The organism is Blastococcus sp. SYSU D00669 (genome assembly GCF_054050715.1).
On record NZ_JBJGZV010000044.1, the window covers coordinates 1 to 16,029 of the forward strand.

The window sequence follows — 16,029 nt, forward strand, 5'->3', positions numbered from 1 at the left end:
ACCGAAGAAGGGCTGTCGAAGAAGGACATCATCCGATGCCTCAAACGACTGATCGCCCGCGAGCTCTACTACCTGCTCACCTCACCACCACCGGCCCGAGCCGCTTGACGATCCATAGGAGCATCGGTTCCCGGACGGCTGACGCGCGGGCGCCGCTGCCCTACGGTCCCCGGGGTGTGAGAGCCGCGGTGCGCGACCGGTACGGCCCGCCCGGCGTGCTGCGCGTCGAGGAGGTCCCGGTCCCGGCGCCCGGGCCGGGTCAGGTGCTGGTCGAGGTCGTCGCCACGTCGGTCAACCTCAGCGACTGGGAGTGCCTGGTCGGCTCCCCCGCCTACGCCCGGATCGGCGGGCTCCGGTCCCCGCGGTTGCGCACCCTGGGCTCCGACATCGCCGGGCGGGTGGCCGCGGTCGGCGAGGGCGCCACCCGCTTCCGGGTCGGTGACGAGGTCTACGGCGACGACCTCGCGCTCCTGGGCGGCTTCGCCGAGTACGCCGTCGCGCCGGAGGCGGCGCCGGCCGTCAAGCCCGCCGGGCCGACGTTCGCCGAGGCCTCGACCATCCCCCAGGCCGGCGCCACCGCCCTGCAGGGCACCGCCGGGATCGGGGCCGGGCAGCGGCTGGCGGTCAACGGCGCCGGCGGGGGCTCGGGCGCCTTCGCCGTCCAGCTCGCCGGGCGGGCCGGCGCTCACGTCACCGCCGTCGACGACGCCGGGAAGCTGGGGTTCCTGCGGTCGCTGGGTGCCGACGGACGTGGTGGACTTCCGCGCCGAGGACTTCACCCGCCGCGGGCCCTACGACGCCGTCCTCGACCTCGTGGCGCACCGGTCGGTGTTCGCCTACCGGCGGGCGCTGGCCCGCGGCGGCCGCTACCGCTGCGTCGGCGGGACGGTGCGCGCGCTGCTGCGGGTCGTCCCCGCCGGCCGGCTCACCGGTCGGTCGCTGGGCGTCCTCGTCGTCCGCACCGGGCCCGCGCACTCCACCCGGCTGGCCGACGTCTGCCTCGCCGGGGAGGTCGCCGTCCGGATCGACCGGACGTACGGCCTCGACGACGTCGCCGAGGCCCTGGCCCGCGTCGGCGCGGGGCGGGCGCTCGGCAAGGTCGTCGTCACGCCGGGGTGAGCCGCAGCGCCCTCCGGCCGCCATCGCGTACGCTGTAGGCGGTCGCTGTCGTACCTCTGCCTCGTTCTCGGACGTCCGCAGTCGTCTCTGCCTGACGTTCCCCTCGGTCCTGCCGGTCGGTGCGGCGACCCCGGACCGGCTCTCCGCCGGTCCGGACACCTCCAGCACGGAAAGAGAACGACATGACCCAGGGCACTGTGAAGTGGTTCAACGCGGAGAAGGGCTTCGGCTTCATCTCCCAGGACGGCGGCGGCCCCGACGTCTTCTGCCACTTCTCCGCCATCCAGACGAACGGGTTCAAGTCCCTCGACGAGAACCAGCGCGTCGAGTTCGACGTGACCCAGGGCCAGAAGGGCCCGCAGGCGGAGAACGTCCGCCCCGTCTGACCCCGCACGCGAGAACGGGCCCCGGCGCGGCGCGCCGGGGCCCGTTCTCGTCCGCAGGTCGCCTCAGGCGGCCTGCAGCGCCCGGCGCACCTTCGGCCCGCCGGTGGTCATCCGGTAGAGCTTGACCAGCTGCGAGGGGGCGTTGCGCCACGTCGTCTGCTCGAGCCAGCCGTTGGGCAGCGAGAGCCGCAGCACCTTGTGCCAGGCCGACGCGACCTGCTGCGGCAGGGGTGCGGAGTGGTAGCGCAGCCCGTAGCGCTCGAAGACGTCGCGCACCTTGGGCGCGATCTCGGCGTACCGGTTGCTGGGCAGGTCGGGGAACAGGTGGTGCTCGACCTGGTGGGAGAGGTTGCCGGTCAGGAGGTGCATGGCCTTGCTGCCGGAGATGTTGGCCGAGCCCAGCATCTGCCGCAGGTACCACTCGCCGCGGGTCTCCCCGTCGATGGACTTCTTCTCGAACGTCTCGACGCCCTCCGGGAAGTGCCCGCACATGATCACGGAGTGCGACCACACGTTGCGGACGACGTTCGCCGTGAAGTTCGCCCCCACCGTGGCCAGGAACGAGGGCCCCGACAGCAGCGGGTGGACGAGGTAGTCCTTGGTGGCCTGCTTGCGGATCTTCCCCAGCACCGCGCGGACGCCGGCCCGGAACTCGGGCTTGCTGCGCCGCTCCTTGGTCGCCAGGTTGGCGCCCAGCTCCAGGTCGTAGGCGGCGATGCCGTACTCGAAGAAGCAGGCGTTGACGAAGTTCCACAGCGGCTGCAGCAGGTACAGCGGGTGCCAGCGCTGGTCCTCGTCGACGCGCATGATGCCGTAGCCGAGGTCGTTGTCCTTGCCGAGCACGTTCGTGTACGTGTGGTGCAGCTCGTTGTGCGAGTGCTTCCACTGCTCGGCCGGGCTGGCCATGTCCCACTCCCACGTCGTGGAGTGGATCTTCGGGTCGCGCATCCAGTCCCACTGCCCGTGCAGGATGTTGTGCCCGATCTCCATGTTCTCGAGGATCTTGGCCAGCGACAGGCCGATCGTCCCCACGATCCAGGCCGGCGGGAAGCCGGAGGCCAGGAGGACGGCGCGGCTGCCGAGCTCGAGCTTGCGCTGGACGTCGATGACGGTGCGGATGTACCTCGCGTCGGACTCGCCGAGGCTGTCGCGGATCTCCTGGCGGATGGTGTCGAGCTCCTTGCCCAGGAGCTCGACGTCCTCGGCGGTGAGGTGCTCGATGGGGTTCTGGGTCTTCTTCTGCAGGGCGGTCACGGGGGCTCCGTCCGTCGGGGTCAGTGGTCGATGTCGCAGGCGCCGGCGGCGGCGCTGATGCAGGTCTGGACGAGGACGCCGTCGCCGGGTGCGGCGGTGGTGACCTCGCCGGTGCGCAGGTCGCGGACGGCGCCCTCGCGCAGCGGGAGCACGCAGCCGTAGCAGATGCCCATCCGGCAGCCGCTCGGCATGAGGACGCCGGCGTCCTCGGCGGCGTCGAGGATCGGGGTGGCGCCGTCGGCGTCGACCGTGGTGCCGGTCCGGGCGAAGGACACGGTGCCGCCCTCGCCGGTGACCAGCACGGTGGGCCGGAAGCGCTCGGTGTGCAGCCGGTCGGCCAGGCCGGCCGCGGCCCAGTGCTCCTCGAGCGCCTCGAGCAGGCCGACCGGGCCGCAGGCCCAGGTCGTCCGCTCGGCGAGGTCGGGCACGTGCGCCGCGATGCCGGCGGCGTCGAGCACCCCGTCGCGGTCGGTGTGCCGCTCCACCAGGCGCAGCGCGCCGGCGGCGGCGAGCCGGCGCAGCTCGGCGCCGAAGATCACGTCGTCGGCCGTCGGGGCGGAGTGGACGACGACGACGTCGCACGCCCCGGCCGGCAGGTTGCGCAGGATGCCCATGACCGGCGTGATCCCCGACCCGGCGGTCACGAAGAGCACCTTGGCCGGCGGCCGGGGCGGCAGGCAGAACTCCCCCGTCGCCTGGTCCAGCTGGACGATCGTGCCCGGGCGGGCCCGGTGCACCAGGTGGTTGCTCACCTTGCCGTCGGGGATGGCCTTGACCGTGATGCTGATGCAGCCGTCGGCGCGGGTCAGGTCGGAGGTGAGCGAGTAGGCCCGCCACTGGCGGACGCCGTCGACGTCGATGCCGATGCGCACGTACTGCCCGGGCGTGTGCGGCCGCCAGCCGCGACCCGGGCGGATGACCACGGTGGCCGCGTCGCGGGTCTCGGGCCGGACGGCCTCGATGCGGCCGCGCAGCGCGGCGCCGGCGCGCAGCGGGTCGATCAGGTCGAGGTAGTCGCCGGGCAGCAGCGGGGTGGTCACCAGCTCGGCGAGCTTGAGCACCCGGTCGCGCAGTGCGACGCGCGGCCGGACCGTGGCGGGGCGCGGGGCGGTCGACGTCATGCCCCGAGGTTTGTCCAGCGCAGCGCACAAGTACCTGTGCCCTCGACGTGAATCGGGCGATAGGTTCTGTTCCCCGCGAACAAACAGGAGGGCCGGTGGCGGCAGACCCGACCGCGATCCCCGCGCCGGTGGCGGCGGCCATGCGCGCCGAGCTGCCCGCGGTGGCCGAGGCGACCGTCGCCGAGATCATCGTCCAGGTGCCCAGCTACGTCGACGCCTTCTCCGGCGACATGGGCCGGGTCATCGGCAACGCCGTCGAGCTGGCGCTGGCCGGGTTCCTCGAGCTGGCCACGGCGAGCGCCGCCGACCCCGCCCAGCCGATCCGGCCGGCGCTGGAGGGCGCGTACGCGCTGGGGCGGGGCGAGGCGCGCAGCGGGCGCTCCATGGACGCGCTGCTGGCCGCCTACCGGGTGGGCGCGCGGGTGTCGTGGCGGCTGATGAGCGCCAGCGCGGTGCGGGCCGGCCTGGACGCCGAGCGGCTGGCCCGCTTCGCCGAGCTCGTCTTCGCCTACATCGACCAGCTCTCCGCCTCCAGCGTCGCCGGGCACAGCGACGAGCTGGCCACGAGCGGCCGGGTGCGCGAGCGCTACCTCGAGCGGCTGGCCGCCCGCCTGCTGGGCGGTGCCGACCCGCAGGAGCTGGCCGCGGTCGCCGAGCGGGCCGGGTGGGCGCCGCCGCGGACGCTCACCGCCGTCGTCCTGCCGGAGGCCAAGGTGCACGGCGCGCTGGTCTCCCTCGACGGGCGGACGCTGCGCTCCGGCGAGGAGGTGCCCGACACCGAGGGGCTCCTGGTGCTGCTCGTCCCCGACGCCGAGGGGCGCTCACGGCCGGCCCTGCTGCGCACCCTCGACGGGCGCGACGCCGTCGTCGGGCCGCCCCGGCCGTGGACGGCGGTGCACGAGTCGCACGCCCGGGTCCGGCGGGCGCTAGAGCTCGGGCTGGCCGCGGAGGGCACCGAGCCCGTGGACACCGAGGAGCGGCTGGCCGAGCTGGTCCTGCGGGCCGACGAGGGCGCGCTGGCCGACCTGCGCACCCAGGTGCTGCAACCGCTGGCCGGCCTCGCCCCCGGCGCCCGGGAGAAGCTCACCGAGACGCTGCGCGCCTGGCTGCTGCACCACGGCCGGCGCGAGCGGGTGGCCGCGGAGCTCTTCGTCCACCCGCAGACGGTGCGCTACCGCATGGGCCAGCTGCGCGAGATCTACGGCAACCGGCTGGAGGACCCCGCGACGGTCCTCGCGCTCACCGTCGCGCTGGGCACCTCCCCTCAGGCGGGCGGGGTGGTGACGAGCCCCGCGGGCACGGCGGGCAGCACGCGCCCGACGTAGTCGCGCAGCGCGGCCTCGGTGCCGACGTCCCGCCCGGCGGCCTCGGACAGGAACCACCGGTGCTCGAGCAGCTCGTGGTAGATCTCGGCGTCGTCCAGCCGGCGGCGCAGGTCGTCCGGGACGGCGGCGAGCGCCGGCTCGTAGACCTCGGTGAGCCAGCGCGCAGCCGCCGCGGCCTCCGGGACGGGACGCCCCTCGACGTGCTGCAGCCAGGCCCGGTAGACGGCGATGTCGGCCAGGAGCCGGCGCGCCTGGTTCTCCTGCACGTGCAGCCCGGTGCGCGCGAACAGCACCCGCCGGTGGTGGCCGGGCTCGGCGACGCGCGTGGTGAGCCTCAGCCGGCTGCCCCCGCCCGGCTCGTCGAGCAGCTCCAGCTCGTCGACGTCGTAGTCGAGGGCGTGCAGCCGGCGGATCCGCTCGGTGACCCGGAAGCGCTGCTCGTCGCGGGCGATCACCTCCTCGCTGGTGAGGGTCGCCCAGAGCTGCTCGTAGCGGCCCACCAGGTCGGCCGCGGCCAGCGCGGGGTCGACGTCGGCGGCCAGCGACCCCCGGCGGCGGAGCTCGCCGAGCTCGTCGACGACCCGGCCGTAGGCCACCTCCAGGTCGGTGTCGCGCTGCCGCTGGGTGAGGACGTCGTGCACCTCCCCCTCCTCGGCGTCGACCAGGTACGCCGTCAGCCGGCCGGCGTCGGAGCGGAACAGCGTGTTGGACAGCGAGCAGTCACCCCAGAGCACGCCGGCCAGGTGCAGCCGGACGAGCAGCTCGACCTGGGCGTTCATCACCCGCGCGGTCAGCTGGCCGCACCGGGGGTTGGCGAACAGCGTCAGGAAGGACGACGAGTAGTCGAGGAACCGGGTGACCAGCGCCGCTCCCGCGGGGGCCGGCCGGTCGACGACGACGCCGATCGCGGTCACCGCCGGGACGGCGAGCTCGGCGAGGTGTCGCAGGACCCGGTACTCGCGCCGGGCGGGCTCCTCGGGCAGCTCCTTGAGCGCGAAGACCTGGCCGGACTCCGCGACGAAGCGCACGACGTGCCGGGCACGCCCGCTCTGCGGGATCTCGACCAGCAGGTCGGCCGGCCACCGCGCCAGCGGCAGCTCCCACGGCAGCGCCAGCAGGGCCGTCGCCGCCTCCGCGGGGGGACTGAACACGAAGCGCATCGGCGCACCTCCTGCCGGGAGCGGCGACGGGGTGCTACCCGCCGAGGAGCCGGCGCACGCAGCGCACCGGCATCCCGGCCGACCACCGCAGCAGCCGGACGCCCAGGTGCACCAGGTCGCCCCACTCGGGCGGCCGCGGCGCCGACGGGGCGGGGGTCGGCGCGGGCGCGGGGGCGGCCACGGGCTCCGGGGCCGCCACGGGTTCCGGGGCGGCCGCGGGCTCCCGGGCGGGGGCCAGCACGTCCATCGCGGTGGTGCGCCGCCGGGGCGCGCGCAGCGACTCGAAGGACGGGATCGGCGGGGCCGCGGGGGCTTCGGCTGGATCTCCCGGCGGCGGTGTCGGCACGGTTCACGACCCTAGCCCGGCGCGCTGGGGCCGGCGGCGACGGCCCGGGAGGACGGACGTGCCGGGCAGGCTCCCGTCGGTTCAGCGTCCGCTGTACAGTCCGCGCCATGATGCCCGTCGCGCACGCCGACGTCCTCGCCCGGTTCGGCCACGCACTGTCCGACCCGACGCGGACCCGGCTGCTGCTGGCGCTGCGCGAACGACCCGGCTACCCCTCCGACCTGGCCGAGGAGCTCGGGGTCACCCGGCAGAACCTCTCGAACCACCTGGCCTGCCTGCGCGGCTGCGGGCTCGTCGTCGCCGTGCCCGAGGGGCGGCGCGCGCGCTACGAGCTCGCCGAGCCGCGCCTGGCGCACGCCCTCGACGACCTGCTCGGGGTCGTCCTCGCCGTCGATCCCAGCGCCTGCCCGTCCGCGGCGGTGGGGGACTGCTGCTGATGACCGCGACGCCCGGGTCGCTGGCGAGCTCCGCGGCGCGGCGTGCGCTGCTGGCGCGGCGGATCCGCTGGTTGGTCGCGGCGACCATCACCTACAACGCGGTCGAGGCCGTCGTCGCGCTCGGCGCCGGCACGCAGGCGTCGTCGTCGGCGCTGATCGGCTTCGGGCTCGACTCGGTGGTCGAGGTGTCCTCGGCGCTGGCCGTCGCCTGGCAGTTCGCCGGCCGCGACCCCGAGGCGCGCGAGCGGGTCGCGCTCCGCGTCATCGCCGTCTCGTTCTTCGCCCTCGCGACCTTCGTCACCGTCGACGCCGTCCGGGCGCTGCTCGGGCCCGGGGAGGCCGAGCACTCCGCGGTCGGGCTGGTGCTCGCGGCGGTCAGCCTGGCGGTCATGCCCGTGCTCTCCACCGCCCAGCGGCGGGCGGGCCGCGAGCTCGGTTCGGCCTCGGCGGTCGCCGACTCCACGCAGACCCTGCTGTGCGCCTACCTCTCGGCGGTGCTGCTCGCCGGCCTGGCGCTCAACAGCCTGTTCGGGTGGGCGTGGGCCGACCCGGTCGCCGCCCTCGTCATCGCCGCCGTCGCGGTCAGGGAGGGGCGCGCGGCCTGGCGCGGCGACGCCTGCTGCTCCCCCGCCGCCGCCCTGGCCGGACCCGCGGACGACGACGGCCCCGGCTGCGACTGCTGCCGCGGGGAGGCCGGCCGGTGAGCGCCGGGCACGCGCACGGCCACCGGCACGGCGGGACGGCCGACCACCGGCGGCGGCTGGCGGTCGTGCTCGCCCTCACCGCGACCGTGCTCGTGGTGGAGCTCGTCGGCGCGCTGCTCACCGGCAGCCTCGCGCTGCTCGCCGACGCCGGGCACGTGCTCACCGACGTCGCCGGGCTGGCGATCGCCCTGGTCGCGGCCACCCTGGCACTCCGGCCGGCGACGGCCCGGCGGACCTGGGGCTACCGCCGGGCGGAGGTGCTGGGCGCCACCCTGCAGGCCGCCGTCCTGCTCGCCGTCGGGGTCTACGTGTTCGTCGAGGGCGTCCGCCGCCTCGCCGATCCCCCGGAGATGGCCGCCGCGGGCGTGCTGGTCTTCGGCGCGGTGGGCCTGGCCGCCAACGTCGTCGCCCTGGTCGTGCTGACCCGCGGCGGTCGCAGCTCCGACGTGAACCTGCGCGCGGCGTTCCTCGAGGTGCTCGCCGACGCGTTCGGCTCGGTCGCGGTGCTGGTCTCGGCGGGCGTCATCGCGCTCACCGGGTGGCAGCAGGCCGACGCCGTGGCGTCGCTGCTCATCGCCGTCCTCATCGTGCCGCGCACCCTGTCGCTGCTCCGGGAGACCGTCTCGGTCCTGCTGGAGTCGACGCCGCCGGGCCTCGACCTCGACGAGGTGCGCCGGCGGCTGCTCGAGGTGCCGCACGTCGTCGAGGTGCACGACCTGCACGCCTCGCAGATCACCAGCGGCCTGCCGGTGCTGTCCGCGCACGTCGTGGTGGAGGACTCCTGCTTCCACGACGGCCACGCACCGCAGATCCTCGACCGGCTGCAGGCCTCGCTCGCCGGCGACTTCGCCGTCAGCGTCGAGCACTCCACCTTCCAGCTCGAGTCACCGGCGCACGCGTCCCACGAGCTGACCGCGCACGACTGACCCGCCTCCGGGCGGGGTCGCGGTCAGCCCCGGTAGTTCACGTGCACGTGGTCCATGTGGTTGGCCGTGGCACCGCCGCGGTCCTCCATCGTCGACCACGAGCCGCCCGGCGACTGCAGGATCCGCTGCTGCCAGATGATGTAGTCGACGCCGAGCTCGTCCCAGTGCGCGATGTGGTAGTCGACGATCGCGTCGCCGAGCGCGGCGTCGGTCAGCACCATGTAGTCCAGTGCGAGCCCGGAGGGGTGACCGCCCGGGTCGGCCGCGCTGGCCCGGGTGCCGCCCAGGGTGATCGAGCCCGCGCCCGGCACGTTGGTCACCACGGCGTCGGCGGCGCGCTGGACGACGGCCTTGTGCGCCCCGGCGGTGTTCCTGATGACGGCGACGCCGGACGGCGCGGCGGTGCTGGAGGAGACCGCACCGCCCTCCTCCTCGACGGCGGCGGCCTCGGCAGCGGCGGCGGCGGCCGCCTCGGCGGCGGCCTGGGCGGCGGCCGCGGCCTGCGCGGCGGCGGCGGCCTCGGCGGCCTGCCGGTCGAGCACGGCCTGGTCGGCGGCGGCCTGGGCCTGCGCGGCGGCGGTCTGCGCGGCCTCGCGGGTGGACCGGCTGGCGGCCAGGTCCTCCAGCGGCGCGAGGTCCACCTCACGCGCCTCGAGCGGTCCGGACTGCGCGGTCAGCCCGAGGGCCTGGGCGACGGCGACGGACTCGCTGGACCCGGCCTCGGCCTGGGCTGCCGGGTCGGCGCCGAGGAGCACGTTGACGAGGACGGCGCCGGCGGCGGCCACGCCGAGGTAGATGCCCGGTCGGCGCGCCGGGACGGGCACGCGGCGGCGGGAGCGGGCGGTGCGACGCCCGGCGGCGCGGCCGGACGAGGTGGTGCGGGGATCCATGGGGGAACTGCTCCGAGAGGTGTGCTGGGCGCAGGCCGCCCGGACGGGGCGGGACTGCGGCGGGTGGGCCCGGGACGCGGCGTCGGGCGACGGCCGCGCGGGTGCGGTCGCGGGGTGGTCAGCTGCGCGGGCGCACCCGGGTCCGGCGGGACCGGGCGGAGCAGATCCGTGCGGTGGTGCTGGGGCACGCCATCGGGGCGGCTCTCCGTTCTTCCGATGGCCGCCTACCGAGTTAGCTGACGGGTTCGGGCGGGAAGCAGCCCTACCGACCCCGGCCCTCGACGGGCCGCGGGTGCGGATTCACCCCAGTACTGCGGTGGGTCCCCGGCTCGCCCCGGAGGGCGACTCGGCGGCGCTCGCCCGGTCTCCCCTGCTGGGGATGTGACGGCCGGGACGGGCGGGAGCCACGGTAGCCACGTTATGCAGCCGTGACAATCGGCGGCGTCGGAAACCGTCAGGTCGCGCCGATCGGTGTGAGCGACGTTACCGACCATTTCGGTCGGTTCGCCTACCGAAATGGTCGGCCCGGTCCGTACGGTGTCCCCGTGGCACGACCGTTCCGTCAGCGGATCGACGAGGGCATCGTCGACCGCGCGGCCGCGCTGTTCGCCCGTACCGGCTTCGCGAAGACCTCCGTCCAGGCGGTCGCCGACGCCGTCGGGCTGTCCAAGGCAGGGCTGCTGCACCACTTCCCCAGCAAGGACGCGCTGCAGGAGGCCGTGCTCGCCCAGGCCGCCGCCCTCGGCCGGCGGGTGCTGGACCAGGTGGGCGACCTGCCGGACGGTCCCGCGCGGGACCGCCGGGCGGTCGAGGTCGTCGTCGACGTCGCCCTCGCCCACCCCGGTCTGGTCGCCCTGCTCCTGGCGCCGCTGACCAACCGCGAGGTGGACACCGCCGTCCCCGAGCTCGACGCCGTGGGTGCCATGGCCCTGCAGGTCTTCGGCATCGACCCCGAGGAGCCGGTGTCGGAGCGGGTGGTGCGCGTCGTCGGCGCGCTCACCGCGCTGGCCGTGCTCACCCTCGCCGCGCACCGCGAGAACCGGACCACCGAGTGGCGGCCGCACATCGTCGCCACCTGCTTCGACGCGCTCGGCCACCGCCGACCCGGCGCCGCTCCCCCCGACCCCGACCAGGTGGAGGCCTGATCCGCATGGCTGTTCTGTTGTCCCGACTCGGGGCGTTCTCGCACCGCCACCGGGTGGGGGTGGTCCTCGTCTGGCTGGCCGTCCTGGTGGCCGGCGGCGTCGGCGCCGCGACCCTGGCCGGGGAGACGACGAGCCAGTTCTCCATCCCGGGGCAGGAGTCCACGACGGCGCTGGAGCGCATCGACGAGGAGTTCGGCGGTCTCGGCGGCGGGGCCACGGCCCGGGTCGTCGTCGCGGCACCGGACGGCGCGACGCTGACCACGCCCGAGGGCGCCGCCGCGATCGGCGAGCTCGTCGCCACCCTGGGCGAGCTGCCCGGCGTGACGTCGGCGACCGACCCGCTCGACCCGGCCGCGCCGGGCGTCAACGCCGACCAGGACACCGCCTACAGCACCGTCACCTACGACGCGGCGCCGGGCGAGGTCACCCCCGCCGAGCAGGAGGCGCTGCTCGACGCCGTCGCCGACGCCCGCTCCTCCGGGTACACCGTCGAGGTCTCCGGCGAGGCGGTGCAGGAGGTGCCGCACGTCGGCGGCCCGGCCGAGGCGATCGGCGTCGTCATCGCCCTGGTGGTCCTGGCCGTCACCTACGGCTCGCTGCTCGTCGCCGGCATGAACCTGCTGACCGCCGCGATCGGCGTCGGCATCGGCGTCATGGGCATCACCATCGCCACCGGGTTCACCGACCTGTCGTCGACCACCCCGATCCTGGCCGCGATGCTCGGCCTCGCGGTCGGCATCGACTACGCGCTGTTCATCGTCACCCGGCACCGGCAGGAGCTGCGGCACGGCGCCGACGTGGGCACCGCGCTCGCCACCGCCGTCGGCACGGCCGGCTCGGCCGTCGTCACCGCGGGCCTGACCGTCGTCATCGCGCTGGCCGGCCTGTTCGTCGTCGGCATCCCGTTCCTGACCCAGATGGGCCTCGCGGCGGCCGCGACCATCGTCGTCGCCGTCCTGGTGGCGCTGACCCTCGTGCCCGCGGTGCTGGGCTTCCTCGGTCTGAAGGCGCTGCCGAAGAAGCAGCGCGCCGCCGTGGGCGACGGCCCGGCGACCGGCCGCGGCTTCCTGGCCGGCTGGGCGGCCACGGTCACCCGGCGCCGCGTGGTCTCGCTGCTGCTCACGGTGGCGGCCCTCGGGGTCGTCTCGATCCCGTTCTTCTCGCTGCAGACCACGCTGGTGCAGACGCCGGCCGAGGGCAGCACCCAGGCCCGGGCGGCCGAGCTGCTCGCCGACGGCTTCGGCGAGGGCTTCAGCGGCCCGCTCACCGTCCTGTTCGAGGGTGACGGCGCCGCCGGGACGGCCGCCGGGCTCAGCGGCGCGATCGGCGGGCTGGACGACGTCACGCTGGTCACCCAGCCCGTCCCGAACGCCGACGGCACCGCCGCGCTGCTCACCGTCATCCCGACCTCCGGCCCGACCGACCCGGCGACCGAGCAGCTGGTGGCCGACCTGCGCGAGCTGCTCGCCGGCACCGACGGGGTGCAGGCGTCGGTCACCGGTCAGACGGCGGTGAGCGTCGACGTCGCGCAGGCCCTCGACGACGCGCTGCCGGTGTACCTGGCCCTGGTCGTCGGCCTGGCCCTGGTGCTGCTGGTGCTGGTCTTCCGGTCGCTGCTGGTGCCGCTGGTCGGCGTGCTCGGCTTCCTGCTCACCGTGGGCGCGGCGCTGGGCGCCACCGTCGCGGTGTTCCAGTGGGGGTGGCTGGCCGACGCGGTGAACCTGGACTCGGCCGGTCCGCTGATCAGCCTCACGCCGATCCTGGTCATCGGGATCCTGTTCGGCCTCGCGATGGACTACCAGATCTTCCTGGTGTCGCGCATGCACGAGGCGCACAGCCACGGCATCGCGCCGCGGGAGGCGATCCGCACCGGCTTCCGCCAGGCGGCGCCGGTCGTGGTCGCGGCCGCGCTGATCATGTTCTCGGTCTTCGCCGGCTTCGTGCCGGCCGGCGAGCCGACGGTCAAGTCGATCGCGTTCGCGCTGGCCATGGGCATCCTGTTCGACGCCTTCGTCGTCCGGATGGTGCTGGTGCCGGCCGCGCTGGCGCTGCTCGGCGGTGCCGCCTGGTGGCTGCCCCGCTGGCTGCGCTGGCTGCCGGTGCTCGACGTCGAGGGCGCGGCGCTGGAGAAGGCGTCGCACCGGCCGGCCGAACCGGCGGAGCCGGTGGTCGCCGGTCGCTGACCGGCCCGACCGTCACGGGGCCCGTCTCCCCCTGCGGGAGGCGGGCCGCGCGCCGTCAGTCGTCGTCCTCCTCGCCCTCGTCGTCGCCGGACTCCTCGTCCACCTGCTCCTGGCCGCCGCCGTCGTCACCGGACTCGCCGCCGCAGGCGGCGACGGTGAAGGCGGAGGCGGCGACGGCCATCCCGGCCACGGCGGTGCGCCAGCGGGCGCGTCGGATCGTCATGCGGTGCCGGTGCCCGGAAGCGGCCGAGCCCACACGCCCTAGGAGGCGGCCGGTGGGGCGACCAGCTGCAGGCCCGGTGGCGGCAGGCTCGTGGCCAGCGTGGCGACCGCCTCGTTGACCTGCTGGTTCATCCGCCGCAGACCGGCGAGCGCGGTGTCCCGCCGGCGTTCCAGCTCGGCGACCTCCGCCGCCAGGGCCGCGAGGCGTTCGGCCGCCTGGGCCTCGGCCGCCTCGCGCTGCCGGCGGGAGGCCTCCTCGAGCCGCCGGAGGCGCGCGACGGCCTCCGCGTCGTCCCGCGCGCGGCGCTCGGCCGCCTGCTCGTCCAGCCGCGCGCGCTCGCGGGCCGACTCGGTGTCCAGCCGGTACCGCTCGTCGCCCGCCCGTTCCAGCAGCTCGGCGACCTCCGCGAGGGCCTGCTGGCGCGCGGCGGCCGCCTCGGCGCGGTCGGCCTCGGTCTCCCGGCGCACCCGGGCGGCGTCCGCGGCGGCCAGCTCGGTCACCTCCCGGGCCCGCTGCTTCCAGGCCTCGGCCTCCTCCGCGGCGGTCGCGGTGATCTCGGCGGCCTCGTCGGCGGCGAGCTGCAGCATGGTGCCGATCCGCTCCGAGACGCGGGCGAGCTGCTGGGCGCCGGGTGAGTGCACCAGCCGCTGGCGGGCCAGCTGCAGCTCGGCATAGCACCGGCCGAAGCGCTGCAGCAGGTCGTCGGTCTCGCGGCGGGCGCTGACCAGGCCGGCCTCGGCCCAGCCGACGTAGTTGTCGACCTGGAGCCGCTCGTAGCCCAGCAGCCGCCGCCGGAAGACCGGCCGGGCGGTGAGGATCTCGTCGATGTCGCCGGTGAGGTTCGGGCGCCGCACGGGGAGGGCGGCGACCGCGGCGGCGGGCTCCTCCCGCACCTCCGGCGCGTCCTCCCGCACGACGTCGGGCTGATCGGTCACGGCGATCGCCTCCTCGCTCCGGCTGGGCCCGTGGGGGTCGGGGGTGGGCCTGGCTGCCGGGTCCTCGAGCTGTCGTGCCCCGGACCATCCCGTACCGCAAGCGGACGGAGGAGCGGTTCCGGCGCCACGGGTGCCGGCACGTCCTCTCGCAGCGTGTCGCGTGCCGGTCACGCCACCGAGGGTGACCGGCCCCCGCGCTCAGCCGGCGTCGGCCCAGGACCGGACGACGGCGACGTCGAGCGGGAAGTCGAGGGGGAAGCCGCCGAACAGGAGCCGCCCGGCGGTCGCCGCGGCCGCGCGCACCTCGCGGGCGACCTCGTCGGCCAGCTGCGCCGGGGTGTGGACGACGACCTCGTCGTGGAGGAAGAACGCCAGGTGCGGCCGCTCCCCCAGGTCGCCGCCGCCCAGCCGCCACAGCCGGTTGCGCAGGTCGGCGAGCCAGCACAGCGCCCACTCGGCACCGGTGCCCTGGACGACGAAGTTGCGGGTGAACCGTCCCCACGCCCGCCGCCGGCGGTCGCGGTCGGGCCGCGGGCCGCCGTCGTCGGGGGGCTCGCCGAGGTCCACGGGGCGCTCGGCCCACTCCCCGGTCGGCAGCGGCGACCCGCGGCCGAGCAGGGTGGCGACCACCTCGCCGCGCTCGCCGGCGCGGGCGGCGTCCTCCACCAGCCCGACGGCGCGCGGGTAGCGGCGGGCGAGGCGGGGCATCATGCGGCCGCTCCCGCCGCGGGTGCCGCCGTAGATCGCGCCGAGGACGCCGACCTTCGCCTCCGCCCGGGTCGCGACCACGCCGGCGTCGACCATGCCCTGGTAGAGGTCGGCCGAGCGGGCCGCCTCGGCCAGCGCGGTGTCCCCGCTCATGCCCGCGAGGACCCGCGGCTCGAGCTGGGCGACGTCGGCGACCACGAGCCGCCAGCCGTCGTCGGCGACCGCGGCGGCGCGCACCTGGGTGGGCACCGACAGCGCTCCCCCGCCGTTCGACGCCCACCGCCCGGTGACGACCCCGCCCGGCAGGAACACCGACCGGAAGCGGCCGTCGCGCACCCAGGTCTCCAGCCAGGACCAGCCGTTGGCGGCGAGCAGGCGGGCCAGCTTCTTGTACTCCAGCAGCGCCGGCACGGCCGGGTGGTCGAGCTGCTCGAGGGTCCACGAGCGGGTGTCCTCCACCGGCAGCCCGGCGACCCGGAGCGCGGTGAGCAGCTCGCCCGGCGAGTCCGGGTTCAGCGCCGGCGCGCCCAGGGCGGCTCGGACCTCCGCGAGCAGCCGCTCGAGCACCGCCGGCCGCTGCCCCGCGCGCGGCCGCGGGCCGAGCAGCTCGGTGAGGAGCCGGTCGTGCACGTCGGGCCGCCACGGCAGCCCGGTGTGCGTCATCTCCGCGGCCACCAGCGCCCCCGACGACTCGGCGGCGAGCAGCAGGCCGAGCCGGCCGGGATCGCGCGACGCGGCCAGCGCGGCCTGCTGGGCGGCGTGCTCGGCGGCCGGGTCGAGCCGGTCGGCCGGGTCGTCCAGGGGGAACAGGCCCGGCTCGCCCGGGGTCGCCGGCGCCAGCGCGTCCCAGCCGGCGGACTCCGGCGTGGTCAGCAGCGCCTGGTCGACCAGGGGCGAGCGCCGCAGCACCGCGTGCGACAGCCGCAGGTCGGTGCAGCGCTCCACCCGGACGCCCGCCTCCAGCAGCGCAGGGTACCAGCGGGTCGTGTCGTCCCAGACCCAGCGGACCGCCGACGCCTCCCGGTCGCGCACCCAGCCGGCCAGCGCGCCGGCCGGCAGCCGGGTGGCCTCCGCCGCCGGGCCGTCGTCGGTCCACTCGCGCGCCTCCGCGCCGTCGGCCTCGCCGAGCCGCCGGAGGAGGATGCGCCGCACCGCCGCAGTGTCGCC

At 76.0% G+C, this 16,029-nt stretch carries 16 protein-coding genes, 1 pseudogene and 1 riboswitch; of the genes and pseudogenes, 9 read left to right on the forward strand and 8 right to left on the reverse strand.

Translation table 11 applies throughout. The annotated features are described in order from the left end of the window. Nucleotides 1-35: 35 nt before the first annotated feature. From ACI8AF_RS23155 to ACI8AF_RS23165, 3 genes and pseudogenes are all read left to right on the forward strand, one after another. Nucleotides 36-500: pseudogene (locus ACI8AF_RS23155) on the forward strand (alcohol dehydrogenase catalytic domain-containing protein); the annotation flags it as partial. 238 nt (nt 501-738) lie between these two features. Continuing rightward, nucleotides 739-1,119, forward strand: coding sequence for a zinc-binding dehydrogenase (locus ACI8AF_RS23160; RefSeq protein ID WP_456542118.1), 381 nt, complete (start codon nt 739-741; stop codon nt 1,117-1,119). Nucleotides 1,120-1,301: 182 nt separating this feature from the next. Beyond that, on the forward strand, nt 1,302-1,505 hold the full coding sequence (locus ACI8AF_RS23165; protein ID WP_456542119.1) for a cold-shock protein: 204 nt from the start codon (nt 1,302-1,304) through the stop codon (nt 1,503-1,505). A gap of 63 nt (nt 1,506-1,568) precedes the next feature. On the opposite strand, the gene ACI8AF_RS23170 is transcribed toward ACI8AF_RS23165, so the two are convergent. Then, nucleotides 1,569-2,759 carry a fatty acid desaturase family protein gene (locus ACI8AF_RS23170; RefSeq protein ID WP_456542120.1) on the reverse strand — a complete coding sequence of 397 codons (1,191 nt, stop codon included), beginning with the start codon at nt 2,757-2,759 and terminating at the stop codon, nt 1,569-1,571. A gap of 20 nt (nt 2,760-2,779) precedes the next feature. Next, a complete protein-coding gene (locus tag ACI8AF_RS23175; protein WP_456542121.1) occupies nt 2,780-3,880 on the reverse strand; it encodes a ferredoxin reductase in 1,101 nt (366 codons plus the stop codon). Nucleotides 3,881-3,975: 95 nt separating this feature from the next. Here ACI8AF_RS23175 and ACI8AF_RS23180 point away from each other — a divergent pair, with 95 nt between their 5' ends. After that, nucleotides 3,976-5,205, forward strand: a complete 1,230-nt coding sequence (locus tag ACI8AF_RS23180) for a PucR family transcriptional regulator (protein ID WP_456542122.1) — start codon at nt 3,976-3,978, stop codon at nt 5,203-5,205. On the opposite strand, the gene ACI8AF_RS23185 is transcribed toward ACI8AF_RS23180, so the two are convergent. Next, nucleotides 5,145-6,365, reverse strand: coding sequence for a DUF4032 domain-containing protein (locus ACI8AF_RS23185; RefSeq protein WP_456542123.1), 1,221 nt, complete (start codon nt 6,363-6,365; stop codon nt 5,145-5,147). The genes ACI8AF_RS23180 and ACI8AF_RS23185 overlap by 61 nt on opposite strands. Nucleotides 6,366-6,399: 34 nt before the next feature. Beyond that, a complete protein-coding gene (locus ACI8AF_RS23190; RefSeq protein WP_456542124.1) occupies nt 6,400-6,711 on the reverse strand; it encodes a hypothetical protein in 312 nt (103 codons plus the stop codon). Between the two features lie 107 nt (nt 6,712-6,818). On the opposite strand from ACI8AF_RS23190, the gene ACI8AF_RS23195 reads away from it, so the two are divergent. Genes ACI8AF_RS23195 through ACI8AF_RS23205 form a run of 3 tightly spaced genes read left to right on the forward strand, consistent with a single transcriptional unit; the run spans nt 6,819 to nt 8,778 of the window. After that, a complete protein-coding gene (locus tag ACI8AF_RS23195; protein ID WP_456542125.1) occupies nt 6,819-7,148 on the forward strand; it encodes an ArsR/SmtB family transcription factor in 330 nt (109 codons plus the stop codon). Further along, nucleotides 7,148-7,852, forward strand: coding sequence for a cation transporter (locus ACI8AF_RS23200; protein WP_456542126.1), 705 nt, complete (start codon nt 7,148-7,150; stop codon nt 7,850-7,852). Before ACI8AF_RS23195 ends, ACI8AF_RS23200 begins: the two co-directional genes overlap by 1 nt. Further along, the gene (locus ACI8AF_RS23205) at nt 7,849-8,778 is read left to right on the forward strand and encodes a cation diffusion facilitator family transporter (protein WP_456542127.1); all 930 of its coding nucleotides are present in this window, start codon (nt 7,849-7,851) and stop codon (nt 8,776-8,778) included. Before ACI8AF_RS23200 ends, ACI8AF_RS23205 begins: the two co-directional genes overlap by 4 nt. A 23-nt stretch (nt 8,779-8,801) precedes the next feature. Here ACI8AF_RS23205 and ACI8AF_RS23210 read toward each other — a convergent pair whose 3' ends face one another. Beyond that, the gene (locus ACI8AF_RS23210; protein WP_456542128.1) at nt 8,802-9,668 is read right to left on the reverse strand and encodes a hypothetical protein; all 867 of its coding nucleotides are present in this window, start codon (nt 9,666-9,668) and stop codon (nt 8,802-8,804) included. A gap of 206 nt (nt 9,669-9,874) precedes the next feature. Further along, nucleotides 9,875-10,030, reverse strand: a riboswitch (cyclic di-AMP (ydaO/yuaA leader). Nucleotides 10,031-10,213: 183 nt separating this feature from the next. Here ACI8AF_RS23210 and ACI8AF_RS23215 point away from each other — a divergent pair. Both ACI8AF_RS23215 and ACI8AF_RS23220 read left to right on the forward strand, forming a co-directional pair. After that, a complete protein-coding gene (locus tag ACI8AF_RS23215) occupies nt 10,214-10,813 on the forward strand; it encodes a TetR/AcrR family transcriptional regulator (protein ID WP_456542129.1) in 600 nt (199 codons plus the stop codon). A 5-nt stretch (nt 10,814-10,818) separates the two neighbouring features. Next, nucleotides 10,819-12,996 (forward strand): MMPL family transporter, encoded by a 2,178-nt coding sequence (locus tag ACI8AF_RS23220; protein ID WP_456542130.1) that lies wholly within the window; start codon nt 10,819-10,821, stop codon nt 12,994-12,996. A gap of 55 nt (nt 12,997-13,051) precedes the next feature. Here the strand turns inward: ACI8AF_RS23220 and ACI8AF_RS23225 are convergent, their stop codons facing one another. From ACI8AF_RS23225 to ACI8AF_RS23235, 3 genes are all read right to left on the reverse strand, one after another. Next, nucleotides 13,052-13,219 (reverse strand): hypothetical protein, encoded by a 168-nt coding sequence (locus tag ACI8AF_RS23225; protein WP_456542131.1) that lies wholly within the window; start codon nt 13,217-13,219, stop codon nt 13,052-13,054. Nucleotides 13,220-13,257: 38 nt separating this feature from the next. Then, entirely contained in the window at nt 13,258-14,154 is an 897-nt protein-coding gene (locus ACI8AF_RS23230) for a hypothetical protein (protein ID WP_456542132.1), read from the reverse strand. Nucleotides 14,155-14,352: 198 nt separating this feature from the next. After that, entirely contained in the window at nt 14,353-16,014 is a 1,662-nt protein-coding gene (locus ACI8AF_RS23235) for a bifunctional 3'-5' exonuclease/DNA polymerase (RefSeq protein WP_456542133.1), read from the reverse strand. Nucleotides 16,015-16,029: the final 15 nt, after the last annotated feature.